This window comes from Gilliamella sp. CG16 (assembly GCF_046635785.1).
GTDB lineage: Bacteria > Pseudomonadota > Gammaproteobacteria > Enterobacterales > Orbaceae > Gilliamella > Gilliamella apicola_I.
The window spans coordinates 116,898-130,946 of record NZ_JBIDFL010000003.1; the positions used below are offsets into that span (position 1 = coordinate 116,898).

At 37.3% G+C, this 14,049-nt stretch carries 19 protein-coding genes; 6 read left to right on the top strand and 13 right to left on the bottom strand.

The genetic code is table 11. The features are described from left to right. Positions 1-281 precede the first annotated feature (281 nt). On the top strand, positions 282-2,123 hold the full coding sequence (locus ACGH47_RS04650; protein ID WP_363317349.1) for an SLC13 family permease: 1,842 nt from the start codon (positions 282-284) through the stop codon (positions 2,121-2,123). A gap of 115 nt (positions 2,124-2,238) precedes the next feature. Then, the gene (fmt, locus tag ACGH47_RS04655; RefSeq protein WP_411622858.1) at positions 2,239-3,201 is read left to right on the top strand and encodes a methionyl-tRNA formyltransferase; all 963 of its coding nucleotides are present in this window, start codon (positions 2,239-2,241) and stop codon (positions 3,199-3,201) included. A gap of 43 nt (positions 3,202-3,244) precedes the next feature. Here fmt and tehB read toward each other — a convergent pair whose 3' ends face one another. After that, positions 3,245-4,105, bottom strand: coding sequence for an SAM-dependent methyltransferase TehB (gene tehB / locus ACGH47_RS04660; protein ID WP_411622859.1), 861 nt, complete (start codon positions 4,103-4,105; stop codon positions 3,245-3,247). 194 nt (positions 4,106-4,299) lie between these two features. Between tehB and fabI the strand changes: the two genes are divergently transcribed. From fabI to ACGH47_RS04680, 4 genes are all read left to right on the top strand, one after another. Then, positions 4,300-5,088, top strand: coding sequence for an enoyl-ACP reductase FabI (fabI, locus tag ACGH47_RS04665; protein WP_065558597.1), 789 nt, complete (start codon positions 4,300-4,302; stop codon positions 5,086-5,088). Positions 5,089-5,438: 350 nt separating this feature from the next. Next, the gene (gene slyD / locus ACGH47_RS04670; protein ID WP_411589609.1) at positions 5,439-6,008 is read left to right on the top strand and encodes a peptidylprolyl isomerase; all 570 of its coding nucleotides are present in this window, start codon (positions 5,439-5,441) and stop codon (positions 6,006-6,008) included. A gap of 166 nt (positions 6,009-6,174) precedes the next feature. After that, on the top strand, positions 6,175-6,843 hold the full coding sequence (gene radC / locus ACGH47_RS04675; RefSeq protein WP_411622860.1) for a RadC family protein: 669 nt from the start codon (positions 6,175-6,177) through the stop codon (positions 6,841-6,843). A gap of 58 nt (positions 6,844-6,901) precedes the next feature. Further along, a complete protein-coding gene (locus ACGH47_RS04680; protein WP_267350314.1) occupies positions 6,902-7,105 on the top strand; it encodes a SlyX family protein in 204 nt (67 codons plus the stop codon). Between the two features lie 383 nt (positions 7,106-7,488). On the opposite strand, the gene rplQ is transcribed toward ACGH47_RS04680, so the two are convergent. The 12 genes from rplQ to rplF all read right to left on the bottom strand — a co-directional run bounded on the left by rplQ (position 7,489) and on the right by rplF (position 14,042). After that, a complete protein-coding gene (gene rplQ, locus ACGH47_RS04685; protein ID WP_065558593.1) occupies positions 7,489-7,875 on the bottom strand; it encodes a 50S ribosomal protein L17 in 387 nt (128 codons plus the stop codon). 29 nt (positions 7,876-7,904) lie between these two features. Further along, complete coding sequence (locus ACGH47_RS04690; RefSeq protein ID WP_065558592.1) at positions 7,905-8,894, bottom strand: DNA-directed RNA polymerase subunit alpha; 990 nt, start codon at positions 8,892-8,894, stop codon at positions 7,905-7,907. Positions 8,895-8,919: 25 nt separating this feature from the next. Continuing rightward, positions 8,920-9,540, bottom strand: a complete 621-nt coding sequence (gene rpsD / locus ACGH47_RS04695) for a 30S ribosomal protein S4 (protein ID WP_065558591.1) — start codon at positions 9,538-9,540, stop codon at positions 8,920-8,922. A gap of 43 nt (positions 9,541-9,583) precedes the next feature. Continuing rightward, positions 9,584-9,973, bottom strand: coding sequence for a 30S ribosomal protein S11 (gene rpsK / locus ACGH47_RS04700; protein WP_034948028.1), 390 nt, complete (start codon positions 9,971-9,973; stop codon positions 9,584-9,586). Between the two features lie 15 nt (positions 9,974-9,988). Beyond that, on the bottom strand, positions 9,989-10,345 hold the full coding sequence (gene rpsM, locus ACGH47_RS04705) for a 30S ribosomal protein S13 (RefSeq protein ID WP_065558590.1): 357 nt from the start codon (positions 10,343-10,345) through the stop codon (positions 9,989-9,991). A gap of 170 nt (positions 10,346-10,515) precedes the next feature. Then, a complete protein-coding gene (gene rpmJ, locus ACGH47_RS04710) occupies positions 10,516-10,629 on the bottom strand; it encodes a 50S ribosomal protein L36 (RefSeq protein ID WP_025314403.1) in 114 nt (37 codons plus the stop codon). A gap of 26 nt (positions 10,630-10,655) precedes the next feature. Beyond that, a complete protein-coding gene (gene secY / locus ACGH47_RS04715; RefSeq protein WP_065558589.1) occupies positions 10,656-11,996 on the bottom strand; it encodes a preprotein translocase subunit SecY in 1,341 nt (446 codons plus the stop codon). 8 nt (positions 11,997-12,004) lie between these two features. Then, the gene (gene rplO, locus ACGH47_RS04720) at positions 12,005-12,439 is read right to left on the bottom strand and encodes a 50S ribosomal protein L15 (protein ID WP_065558588.1); all 435 of its coding nucleotides are present in this window, start codon (positions 12,437-12,439) and stop codon (positions 12,005-12,007) included. Positions 12,440-12,444: 5 nt separating this feature from the next. Continuing rightward, complete coding sequence (rpmD, locus tag ACGH47_RS04725; RefSeq protein ID WP_267350311.1) at positions 12,445-12,624, bottom strand: 50S ribosomal protein L30; 180 nt, start codon at positions 12,622-12,624, stop codon at positions 12,445-12,447. A gap of 6 nt (positions 12,625-12,630) precedes the next feature. Continuing rightward, on the bottom strand, positions 12,631-13,131 hold the full coding sequence (gene rpsE / locus ACGH47_RS04730; protein WP_025314399.1) for a 30S ribosomal protein S5: 501 nt from the start codon (positions 13,129-13,131) through the stop codon (positions 12,631-12,633). Between the two features lie 14 nt (positions 13,132-13,145). Continuing rightward, positions 13,146-13,499 (bottom strand): 50S ribosomal protein L18, encoded by a 354-nt coding sequence (gene rplR, locus ACGH47_RS04735; RefSeq protein ID WP_025314398.1) that lies wholly within the window; start codon positions 13,497-13,499, stop codon positions 13,146-13,148. Positions 13,500-13,508: 9 nt separating this feature from the next. After that, the gene (gene rplF / locus ACGH47_RS04740; RefSeq protein ID WP_065558586.1) at positions 13,509-14,042 is read right to left on the bottom strand and encodes a 50S ribosomal protein L6; all 534 of its coding nucleotides are present in this window, start codon (positions 14,040-14,042) and stop codon (positions 13,509-13,511) included. Positions 14,043-14,049 lie beyond the last annotated feature (7 nt).

The following is a 14,049-nucleotide window of genomic DNA, read 5'->3' on the forward strand; positions in this document are numbered from 1 at the left end:
CTCCTAGACACAATTAACAGATTAAATAATCTAAGTTAACTAAATTACACCTAAGTTTTAATAAAGCGAATAGGTTATGAAAAAAAAAGCAAAAAATGTTAAAAATGTAATGTTCGTTAATTTTTTGAGAATAAACTTTTTTGGAAAATATTCCCTATTACAATAAATCAAGGTATTATGGTTAAAATCCAATCGTTCTCATAGAGTGACTTTTTGTGGAAAATTTGTCATCTGGGCAAAATTTATTAACCTCTTTAACTGCATTTTTGCCTCATTACTTTATCGAATATTATCCGCTTATTACTGTTTGTTTATTACTATTGATTGCAATTTTAATGTTTTCATTCAGCAAATTAAGAATGGATATTATTGCATTGCTAACCATTACAGCTATTTCAGTCACGGGTATTTTAACGCCTGCTGAAGCGTTTTCGGGGTTTAGCGATCCTAATATCATTTTAATTGCATTATTGTTTATCATTGGTGAAAGTTTAGTCCGTACTGGCATTTCGTTCAAAATGAGCGAATATATTCTTAAGGTATCCGGAAAAAATGATGTTCGAATTATTACCTGTATTATGCTCGGTGTGGCGTTACTGGGTTCAATAATGAGTTCCACAGGCGTTGTCGCTATCTTTATTCCTGTTGCCATCAGTATTGCCAATCATACGGGTATTCATGTTAAAAAATTAATGATGCCACTGTGTATTGCCGCTTTAATTAGTGGCATGATGACATTGGTTGCAACCGCACCTAATCTGGTGGTTAATAGTGAGTTAAATCGAGCAAATTTAACCGAATTCGGTTTTTTCTCTATCACCCCTATTGGGTTAGGCGTGCTTGTTGTTGGCGTCATTTATTGTATATTAACGCGCAATTGGTTGTTAACAGCTCAACAAGTTTCTCCGACAAATACCCAGCCACAAAGAAGAAAAATCACAGATTTAATCAGAGACTATAAATTAATTGGTCGGGCACATCGTGCACAAATATTACCAGGCTCGCCTTTTGTTGGTCGTACGATTGATGGTCTACATTTACGAAGTGAACACGGTGTCAATGTTATTGGTATTGAACGTTGGCGCAAATTTCAAAAAGTGTTAATCCCCGTTAACGGGGCAACAGAATTTCGGGAAAACGATATTTTATTATTAGATATGTCCCACTCCGAAGCCGATTATCGAACATTTTTATCGACCAATAATCTTGAACCTAAAGTTTTACGGGGTGAATATTTTTCGGAACAAGTGAAAGAAGTTGGCATGGCAGAAGTGGCGCTATTACCTGAATCGTCACTTTGTGGCAAAACACTCAATGAAATCGATTTTAGAGAAAAATACTTTTTAACCGTAATTGGAATTTGGCGTAATCATGCCCCTGTTGATACCAATAACTTATTCCAAGAACGTTTAGAAATGAGTGATACTTTACTGGTATGTGGGGATTGGGGATCGATTCAAAAATTACAAACTCGTACCAATGATTTTGTTGTTTTAGATTATCCGTCGGATATTGATGATGTTGCACCTGCAAGTTCTCAAGCATTTGCAGCATTAATTAATTTAGCTATTATGATTATATTGATGGTAACGGGGCTTGTTCCTAATGTCGTGGCTGCCCTAATAGCTTGTCTTTTAATGGGAGCAACACGCTGCATCGACATGAATAGTGCTTATAAATCGATACACTGGCCAACACTCATTTTGATCATCGGTATGATGCCGTTTGCTTTAGCACTGAATAAAACCGGCGGCATTTCGCTCATATCGGCATGGTTAGAAATTCATTTACGTTCTTTCAGTCCGTATATGGTGCTAACCTTCATTTTCTTATTATGTTCAACTGTTGGTCTCTTTATTTCTAATACGGCTACAGCAATACTCATTGCCCCTATTGCAATTGATCTGGCAATAAAATTTGGTTATTCACCTTATCCGTTTGCAATGACTGTGGCTATTGCGACCTCCGCTTCTTTTATCACGCCGGTCTCTTCGCCGGTAAAAACCATGGTCGTTGCGCCAGGTGGTTACAGCTTTAGTGACTTTGTAAAAGTCGGTGTACCTTTAACGTTTCTCGTTATGGCGGTGAATATTGCATTAGTACCTATATTTTTTCCTTTTTAATTATTAATTCATCATCAGTTTGATAAAACCAACATATCGATTCTTTTTGATTAAAGATTCTTAATGAAAATTAAGTTATAATTATCCGAGTTTTTTGATGATGGATTATAGACATATGCCACAAACAGCCAAGCCATTAAATATTATTTTTGCTGGTACTCCTGACTTTGCAGCAACCCATTTAAAAGCATTAATTGATGCTAAACATAATGTCATTGCGGTTTTTACTCAGCCCGATCGCCCTGCCGGACGTGGTAATAAGTTAACCGCAAGTCCGGTTAAACAATTAGCAATTGAAAATCATCTTCCTGTTTATCAACCGGCAACACTCAAAACGGAAGAAAATCAAAAAATCATTGCGGAGCTAAATGCCGACATTATGATTGTGGTGGCATATGGTCTTATTTTACCGCAAGCTGTGCTTGATATGCCTAAACTAGGTTGTTTAAATGTACATGGTTCATTACTACCAAGATGGCGTGGCGCAGCTCCTATTCAACGCGCTTGTTGGGCTGGAGATACTTTAACCGGTATCACAATTATGCAAATGGATGCTGGGCTTGATACGGGTGATATGTTATATAAACTCACCTGTCCAATTGAACCTTCTGATACAAGTGCAACGTTATATAACAAACTGGCGCAATTAGGTCCAAAAGGACTACTTGATACTTTAACACTCATTGCTGAAGGGAAAATCCAACCTGAAAAACAGGATCCATTACAGGTCACTTACGCTGAAAAATTATCTAAACAAGAAGCTAAACTTGATTGGAATTTATCGGCACAGCAACTTGAACGTTGTGTTCGCGCCTTTAATCCTTGGCCTGTTAGTTATTTTGAAGTTAATGGTGAACCAGTGAAAGTATGGCAAGCAGAAGTGGTATCCACTCACCACAATCAACCAGTCGGTACTATTTTACAAGCAGACAAAAAAGGGATATGCATTGCAACAAGCGATGGTGCATTAAATATGACACTGTTACAACCTGCCGGAAAAAAACCGATGTCAGCTCAAGATTTATTAAACTCTCGCAAAGCTTGGTTTGTTGTTGGCGAAAAACTAAGTACCAACTAATTAATCAATGTAAAAAATTACAGGATGAGTCATCCTGTAATGATTACCTTTTTTTAGCCAGCAAAGTCGCAAATCTCAATTTAATTCGATTACCCTGACTATCGGTTTTATGTAATTCTCCAACATTTTCGTTATATTTCTGTATTTCCCAATCCTGATAATATTCCCGCAATTCATTTTCTTTAAACGTAAATGAAAATCCCACAGAACAAGGATAATCAGAAGTAGACATAGCGCTTACAATAAGATTATAACCACCCGATTTAGTCAATTTTTGCATATTATCAATAATTTCAGGGATTTTTTCAGGTTGTAAAAACATCATGACAACCGTTGAAAGAACAAAATCATACTCACCTTCTAAATTTGCTTGATTGATATCATATACCTTTGCATTAATGTGCTTTAGGTTTTCATCTTTGATGATTTGATTTAAATTACCAATACTTAATTCGGATTTATCAACTGCATTCACATCAAAACCAAGTAGCTGTAAATAGAGCGAATTGCGTCCCGAACCACAGCCTAAATCCAATACCTTTCCTAACGGGATAATTTTGCTTGCCGCTAGCACTTCAGAATGTGTTTTGGTCATTTGATACTTTTTAAAAGTATAGTCTTCTGGTAAACAGTAAAATGATAGTTGGCATTGTAAATTTTCAGATACCTGAGCGATACGATGCCATTGCTGAGGCAAAATAAAGGGAGGCTGGTGAGAAACATCATAATGATGTTGCGATATGATTTCCCCTTGTTCAGTTAATATCTCAAAATCGATACTGCCCACTAGGATATTGAGCTTAGCCCAAGTGTCAACTTGCGTATTATGTTTTTCACAAAATGATTGAGGTAATGATTTAGCATTCCAAACAGGTAATGTTTTATAACAAATTAGGTTTTTCAAAATTTTATCACGAGTTAACTAAATTAATAGTTGACTATTATAGTCAATTATTGATGAGATAAACAACGTTTTGTTGGTAACTCAGCAACCAAAACAAAATCATTAAAAGTAAATTTATAGTAGCGAAGTTGACTTTATCAACATATAATCTTCACCATCCTAGACTGTATAGTAAAATAATAGAGGAAAACTTTATGGGATTTTTAACAGGTAAACGCATACTCGTTACCGGTGTTGCAAGTAATCGTTCTATTGCTTATGGTATTGCACAAGCAATGCATCGTGAGGGTGCAGAATTAGCATTCACTTATCAAAGTGATAAATTAAAAGCACGCGTTGAAGAATTTGCGGCTGACTTTGGTTCTAAAATCGTGTTGCCTTGTGATGTTGCTCACGATGATAGTATTACTAATCTATTTACAGAACTGGCAAAAACATGGGATAAATTTGACGGTTTTGTCCATGCTATTGCTTTTGCGCCTGGCGATCAATTAGACGGTGACTATGTTAATGCCGTCACTCGTGAAGGTTTTGCTATCGCTCACGACATTAGTTCTTATAGCTTTGTTGCAATGGCTAAAGCATGTCGTTCGATGTTGAATCCAAATTCAGCGTTAGTGACCCTTTCTTATCTTGGTGCTGAAAGAGCGATCCCTAACTATAATGTAATGGGTCTTGCTAAAGCGTCTCTAGAAGCAAACGTGCGTTATATGGCAAATGCTATGGGGCCAGAAGGAATTCGTGTGAATGCTATCTCTGCTGGTCCAATTCGTACTCTTGCTGCATCAGGCATTAAAGATTTCAAAAAAATGCTATCACATTGTGAATCGGTTACGCCAATTCGTCGTACAGTTACAATTGAAGACGTGGGTAATTCTGCGGCATTTTTATGTTCAAACTTAGCATCGGGTATTACGGGTGAAGTTGTGCATGTTGACGGTGGATTTAGCATTGCTGCAATGAACGAGTTAGAACTTAAATAATAGGTATCATTTAAAAATAAAAAAAAGGCATCAATATTGATGCCTTTTTTATTCGTCTATTTTCTAATTTTTTAGGATTAAAAAGGGAAGTCCATACATTCATTTGATTTCATCCTTTGATTTTTGAATCTATTCAGATATATCGTAAGTTCCACACTTTTCTTGTAAGAATTCTTTATCGACTGTTTTTATCGTGTTAACACTAACACGATGTTAATCATTATTCATTTCATGATCTTTTATCATTTCATTGGTCAGTTTTAGTCAAAAATAAAAATTATGAATACTTATCCTTCATTTTCCGTTAAAATCTTAAGATGTTTGCTCAATACAAGTTTGTTGGAGAAAAAATGAAAATAGCAAAAAATACAGTAGTCAGTTTGGCATACCAAGTTCGCACTAAAGACGGGGTTTTGGTTGACGAAGCAACAACTGTTGCACCTCTAGAATATTTACAAGGCGCTGGTAATTTATTACAAGAGCTTGAAAATGCACTAGAAGGCCATCAAGTTGGTGATAAATTTGATGTTGAACTTATCAATGCTTACGGTGATTTTAATGATGCACTGGTGCAAAATGTGCCACGTGATGTATTTGTCGGGGTTGATGAACTTGAAGTTGGCATGCGCTTTTTTGCAGATACCGACCATGGCGCTTTACCTGTTGAAATTACCGCAATTGATGGGGATACTGTGACAATTGACGGAAATCACATGTTAGCAGGACAAGATTTAAAATTTAATGTTGAAGTATTAGCTATTCGTGAAGCAACAGAAGAAGAAATTGCGCATGGACATATCCATGGTGAACATGGTCACGAACATGGGCATGGTGGTTGTGGCTGTGGCGGACACGATCATGAAGATGAAGAAGATAGTGGTTGTTGTGGTGGCGGTCATGGTAGCTGCGGTTGCCATTAAGTCATCATATTAATTTACAAAAAAGCGCTTGATAGCGCTTTTTTTGTCATCATGTGAAATATTATTCATTTTTTTGAGAAACAGTTCACAGTTTTCTCAATTTTCAATTCTTTTAAGCCAATTTTCTAAGAATAATTAGTTTTTTTATGAGTGGAATACAAATACTATGCATCCTCTATGTTCAAAACTGATGCCGAGAGAAAAACTTTTACAATTTGGTGTTGAAATGCTAAGTGATGCAGAACTGCTTGCGCTATTTTTACGGACAGGTACACGAAAATTACCTGTTTTAGAACTAGCTCAAAATTTATTAAATGAATTTGGCTCATTTTATCATTTAATGAACGCTACTCATGAGCAGTTTTGTAAAAAACATGGATTAGGTACCGTTAAATATACTCAGCTCAAAGCTGTCGTTGAATTATCGCACCGATATTTGAAAGTAAAAATGACAAATGAAAATTATCTCACTTCACCTTCGTTAACTCACCATTATTTAGCTAGTCGCTTAGCTAACAAAGATCGTGAAATCTTCATGGTTATTTTTCTGGACAATCAAAATCACGTCATTACATCTGAAGAAATGTTTATTGGTACTTATAACTGTGTAGAAGTTCATCCCAGAGAAGTAGCCAGAAAAGCATTACAATATAATGCTGCCTCTTTAATTTTAGCCCACAATCACCCTTCTGGTTTAGCAGAACCAAGCCAAGCAGATCGGAATTTAACGCGCAAGTTGGATCAAGTTTGTGAATTAATCGATATCCGTATTATTGATCATATTGTAATTGGTAAAGGTGAATATGTCTCATTTGCTGAACGTGGATGGATTTAATTGTTATTTTTACTTACAATAGAGGTCAATATTTAAAAAGTCTAATTGTGAAAATAATATGAGACAACAAATTGAATTATTAGAAACCAAAGTTGCGTTTCAAGAAATCACCATTGAAGAATTAAACCAAGCAGTAACTAACCTTCAAGCCGATGTTAGTAAACTAAAAGAGCAATTAATGTTATTATCACAAAAACTACAAGCCACTCAAACATCGAATATTGCTAATTTATCTGAGGAAACCCCACCACCACACTATTAATTATGTTTATAGTCAGATATCTCAATGATGAAATAATAATGTAGCCTATTTTTAAAAAACTATTAATACTTATTTATTAGATGCTCTTAAATTAACATTAGAAATATCCAGAAGAGTTATAAAAACATCGATATCTAAATCTACTTAAAAATAAATTAACATTGAAATTTCAATTAAACTAATCCCTCTCAATAGATTTTCATGCCATATGTTTATTAAAAACAACATAAGCTTAATTTTTAATCAATTAAAAGAATAGAAATATAGTAGATTTAGATACGATGAACTTAAGGATAAGGAAACCAAAGTTAAAGGATCTGTGATAGATATCATCAATAAAAAACCGGCGTATAGCCGGCTTTTGTATACAATGATTTAAAATCTTATTCAGCTGTTGCTTCTGCTTCTACTGCAGGGCGATCAACTAATTCAATATAAGCCATTGGAGCATTATCTCCGTCACGGAAACCACATTTCAAAATACGTACATAACCACCTGGACGGGTAGCAAAACGTGGACCTAGATCTGAAAATAATTTTTTCACTGTATCTTTATCACGGATACGAGCAAAAGCCAAACGGCGATTAGCTACGCTATCGCTTTTGGCTAGCGTAATTAACGGTTCAACAACACGACGCAACTCTTTTGCTTTAGGCAATGTAGTTTTGATGATTTCATGTTCAACAAGTGAACTAGTCATGTTACGAAACATTGCTTGACGATGGCTGCTATTTCGGTTCAGTTGACGACCACTTTTACGATGGCGCATAACTTTATCCTTCTTATATAAATTTTATTTTAGTCTTCAACAATACTTGCTGGTGGCCAGTTCTCAAGACGCATGCCTAAAGACAAACCACGAGATGCGAGCACATCCTTAATTTCAGTAAGTGATTTCTTACCAAGATTAGGGGTTTTAAGTAGCTCAACTTCTGTACGTTGTACTAAATCACCAATATAATGAACTGCTTCTGCTTTTAAGCAATTAGCAGACCGAACAGTTAATTCGAGATCATCTACTGGACGTAGAAGAATCGGATCAAATTCCGGTTTATCTTCTTTAACTTCAGGTTGACGTACATCACGTAAATCAACGAAAGCTTCAAGTTGTTCAGCCAAAATAGTTGACGCACGACGAATAGCTTCTTCTGGATCGATAGTACCATTAGTTTCCATATCAATAACCAGTTTATCTAAATCGGTGCGTTGTTCCACACGAGCTGCATCGACAGAATAAGCGATACGCTCGACAGGACTATAACATGCATCAACTAATAAACGACCAATTGGTCGCTCTTCATCTTCTGACTTAACGCGAGCAGAAGCAGGGACATAACCACGTCCTCGTTGTACACGAATACGCATACTAATTGAAGCATTTGCATCAGTAAGATGACAAATCACTAAATCAGGATTAACAATTTCAACATCACCATCATGAGTGATATCAGATGCAGTTACCGCACCAATGCCTGATTTGTTTAAAGTCAGCATAACATCATCTTTGGTATGTACACGTACTGCTAATTTTTTCAAATTAAGCAAAATATCAAGTACATCTTCTTGAACGCCTTCTTTAGTACTGTACTCATGCAGAACACCGTCAATTTCAACTTCGGTTACTGCATATCCAGGCATTGATGATAATAAAATGCGGCGTAGTGCATTACCTAAAGTATGACCAAAACCACGCTCAAGTGGCTCTAAAGTCACTTTCGCATGAGTTTGAGTGTATTGAACAACATCAACTAGGTGAGGTTTTAAAAACTCTGTTACAGAACCCTGCATTATGTCCTCTCTTAAGTGCTAAACTTTACTTAGAGTAAAGTTCGACGATCAAATGTTCGTTGATGTCAGCAGATAAATCTGAACGTTCTGGTAAGCGTTTAAATACACCTTCCATTTTGCTAGCATCAACTTCTAACCATGTAGGTTTTTCACGTTGCTCAGCTAACTCTAAAGCAGCTTTAATACGTGCTTGTTTTTTTGATTTTTCGCGAACGCTGATCACATCTTCAGGCGAAACTTGATAAGATGCAATGTTCACAACATGACCATTAACAAGAACAGCTTTATGACTAACTAATTGACGAGCTTCAGCGCGAGTTGCACCAAATCCCATACGATAAACAACGTTATCTAAGCGACGTTCTAAAAGACCTAATAGGTTTTCACCTGTATTACCTTTAATACGTGCTGCATTTTTGTAGTAATTACGGAATTGACGTTCTAAAATTCCATAAATACGTCTAACTTTTTGTTTTTCGCGTAACTGAACACCATAATCTGATAAACGCGGTTTACGCGCACCATGTTGTCCAGGAGCTTGTTCTAACTTACATTTACTGTCAACCGCTCGAACACCAGATTTAAGGAATAAATCAGTACCTTCACGACGACTTAATTTGAGCTTTGGTCCCAAATATCTTGCCATTTTATTTCTCCAATAATCCTAAACATTCAATGTTTAATAAACATTAAACACGACGTTTCTTTGGTGGACGACAACCGTTATGAGGAATCGGAGTAACATCAGTAATATTAGTGATGCGATAACCCGCTGCATTTAATGCACGAATTGTTGACTCACGACCAGGACCAGGTCCTTTTACCATAACTTCCAGATTCTTAATTCCGTAATCTTTTACGGCTTCTGCACAACGTTCAGCAGCTACTTGAGCAGCAAACGGTGTGGACTTACGAGAGCCACGGAAACCAGAACCACCAGCGGTTGCCCAACCCAACGCATTACCTTGACGATCGGTAATAGTTACGATTGTATTGTTAAATGATGCATGAATATGAGCTACACCATCAGAAACTTGTTTTTTTACACGTTTACGTGTACGAACAGGTGTCTTTGCCATTTATTATCACCTCAATTATTTCTTGATTGGCTTACGCGGTCCCTTGCGGGTACGAGCGTTAGTCTTAGTGCGTTGACCACGAACTGGAAGTCCACGACGATGACGGATGCCACGATAACAACCAAGGTCTAATAAACGCTTGATACTCATAGTTACTTCACGACGTAAATCACCTTCAACAGTAAATTTAGCGACTTGTTCACGTAACTTCTCAATCTGATCTTCAGATAGTTCTCTGATCTTAACATGTTCAGGAATACCTGCTTCAGCACAAATTGTCTTAGCGCGAGTATTACCGATACCATAAATTGCTTGTAACGCAATTACAGCATGTTGCTGATCAGGAATGTTAATGCCTGCTATACGGGCCACTATGCACTCCTTTATTGTTAATGTTTAACAAACTCACCATACTGAAAAGCCCGTTTTCAGGATACTCAAACAGTAAGTCTGCAAATAAAATTTAGGCTGGCTATTCTAGCCAGCTTTACTATACTTTGGCAAGTAAAATATGCAAAAGTTCAACTTTTAGGCTAAATAAATTAACCTTGACGTTGCTTATGTTTACCTTCAACACAAATAACACGAACGATGCCATTGCGTTTAATGATTTTACAATTTCTGCATAATTTCTTGACTGAAGCACGAACTTTCATTTTTTTCTCCGTAACTTCTGGCTAGCTTATCGGCCGTAGCCTTTAAGGTTCGCTTTCTTTAACACTGACTCATAACGATTTGGCATCATTAAAGTCTGTACTTGTGCCATAAAATCCATGATTACAACAACCACAATTAATAAAGATGTTCCACCAAATTGAACTGGAACCTTCATTGCACTTGTCATAAACATTGGTACCAAACATACAAAAGTAATGTAGATTGCGCCTATTAATGTTAAACGTGTCATTACTTTGTCAATATATTTAGATGTTTGCTCACCTGGGCGGATACCTGGAATAAATGCACCAGATTTTTTAAGCTGATCTGCTGTCTCTCTAGGGTTGAAAACCAACGCTGTATAGAAGAAACAAAAGAAGATTATCGCTGCCGCAAAAAAGATTATGTATAACGGTTGGTCATGAGAGAAATATTGACCAATAAGTACAAATACATATCTCCAGCCTTCACCATTTCCTTGAAACCAAGATGCCATCATAGATGGTAACATAATAATTGTTGAGGCAAATATCGCTGGAATAACGCCAGCCATATTAATTTTTAATGGTAAATGTGATGTTTGCGCTGCATAAACGCGACGCCCTTGTTGACGTTGGGCATAGTTAACTACGATTCGACGTTGACCACGCTCAACAAAAACAACAAAATAAGTCACACCTATCACTAAAGCTGCGACAACTAATAATAGAATCGGATTCAATTCACCAGAACGAGCTTGTTCAATTGTTTCATATATTGCATGAGGAAGACCCGCCACAATTCCAGAGAAAATAATGATTGAAATACCATTACCTACTCCACGTTCCGTGATCTGCTCACCAAGCCACATAAGAAACATAGTGCCAGTAACTAAACTAACCGATGCAATAAAATAGAAAGAAAATCCTGGATTAGTCACAACACGCTCATAACCAGGAATATTTGGTAAACCAGTCGCAATACCAACTGCTTGTACAATAGCTAAAGCCAATGTGCCATAACGAGTGTACTGGCTAATTTTCTTACGACCTGATTCACCTTCTTTCTTCAATTCTGCCAATTTAGGGTTAATGGCCGTTAATAACTGCACAATAATCGATGCAGAAATATAAGGCATTATCCCTAATGCAAAAATTGAAGCACGGCTTAAAGCACCACCAGAGAACATATTGAACATATCCACAATACCATTAGATGATGCTTGTGAAAGTATGTCCGATAACGCTTTAGTATCAATGCCAGGAACTGGAATATAAGAACCTAAACGAAAAACAATCAGTGCTAAAAGCACAAATAGTAAACGCTTCTTAAGTTCACCCCCACCACCACGGGCACTTTGAAAATCTAATCCTGGTTGCTTTGCCATCTTTCTAATTATTCCTCAATTTTTCCGCCAGCAGCTTCAATTGCAGCTTTAGCACCTTTCGTTACACGAATACCACGAACTGTTACTGGTTTTGTAACTTCACCAGATAACATGATTTTTGCGTATTCGATTTGTGAATTAATCACATTTGCAACTTTTAAGCTATTTAGGTCAACAACATCACCTTCAACTTTCATTAAATCTGAAAGGCGAACTTGTGCTGTAACTAGAGCTTTACGAGAAGTAAAACCAAATTTTGGTAATCGACGATATAAAGGCATTTGACCACCTTCAAAGCCACGACGAACGCCGCCACCTGAACGTGATTTTTGACCTTTGATACCACGGGTACCTGTTTTACCTAATCCAGAACCGATACCTCGACCTAGACGTTTTGGTGCATGCTTTGAACCTTCAGCAGGAGATAAAGTATTTAAACGCATTACTATTACTCCTCAACTTTGACCATGTAATAAACTTGGTTTACCATACCACGAATAGCAGGAGTATCCTCGCGCTCAACAGTATGACCAATATGACGTAATCCAAGTCCGACTAACGTTGCTTTATGCTTCGGTATGCGTCCAATAGAACTACGAGTTTGTGTAATTTTAATTGTCTTTGCCATGGTTAATTACCCCAAAATTTCTTCGACGGTTTTACCACGCTTAGCAGCAACCATTTCTGGTGATTTCATATTTTCTAAGCCATCAATCGTTGCACGAACCACATTAATTGGGTTTGTTGAACCATATGCTTTAGCTAGAACGTTACGAACACCAGCAACTTCTAATACAGCACGCATTGCACCACCGGCGATAATACCAGTACCTTCTGATGCTGGTTGCATATAAACACGAGAACCTGTATGAGCGCCTTTAACAGGATGCTGTAAAGTATCGTTATTTAAAGCAACATTAATCATATTACGACGTGCTTTTTCCATTGCTTTTTGGATTGCTGCTGGCACTTCACGTGCTTTACCATATCCAAAACCTACGCGGCCATTACCGTCACCAACAACTGTTAGTGCAGAAAAACTAAAAATACGACCACCTTTTACGGTTTTAGAAACTCGGTTAACTGCGATTAGTTTTTCCTGCAGTTCACCAGCTTGTTTTTCGATGTTTGACATCTTTAACTCCTACCTTAGAACTGTAGGCCAGCTTCGCGAGCAGCATCTGCTAGCGCCTGAACTCGACCATGATATTGGAAACCCGAACGATCAAAAGAAACTTCTTTGATATCTTTCGCTAATGCGCGCTCTGCGATTGCTTTACCAACTGCAGCTGCTGCATCTTTGTTTCCGGTGTATTTTAAACTTTCACTGATAGCTTTTTCTAATGTAGAAGCAGCTGCCAGTACTTCTGATCCGTTTGGTGCGATAATCTGCGCATAAATATGACGCGGAGTACGGTGAACCACTAAGCGAGTTGCAAGTAGTTCATGCATCTTGCGACGCGCTTTAGTTGCACGACGGATACGAGCTGATTTCTTATCCATAGTGTTACCTTACTTTTTCTTAGCTTCTTTAGTACGCACAACTTCATCTGCGTAACGAACACCTTTACCTTTATAAGGCTCAGGACGACGATAAGCACGGATATCTGCTGCCACTTGTCCAATTAACTGTTTATCAGCACTTTTCAGTATGATTTCAGTTTGTGATGGACATTCTGCGGTCACACCAGCAGGTAATTGATGCTCAATTGGATGTGAATATCCAAGAGATAGACCAATAGCATTACCTTTAACTTGTGCACGATAACCGACACCAACTAGCTGAAGTTTTTTAGTAAAACCTTCAGTAACACCAATAACCATTGCATTAATCAACGCACGTGCAGTACCAGCTTGAGCCCAAGCATTCGCAAAGCCGTCACGAGGAGCAAATTTAATTTGACCTTCTTCTTGATTAATAACAACAGCATTATTAATTGTACGAGTTAACTCGCCATTTTTACCTTTAATCGTAATTACCTGACCATTGAGTTTTACCTCTACGCCAGCAGGAACAACGACAGGTGCTTTTGCAACACGAGACATTTTTTTC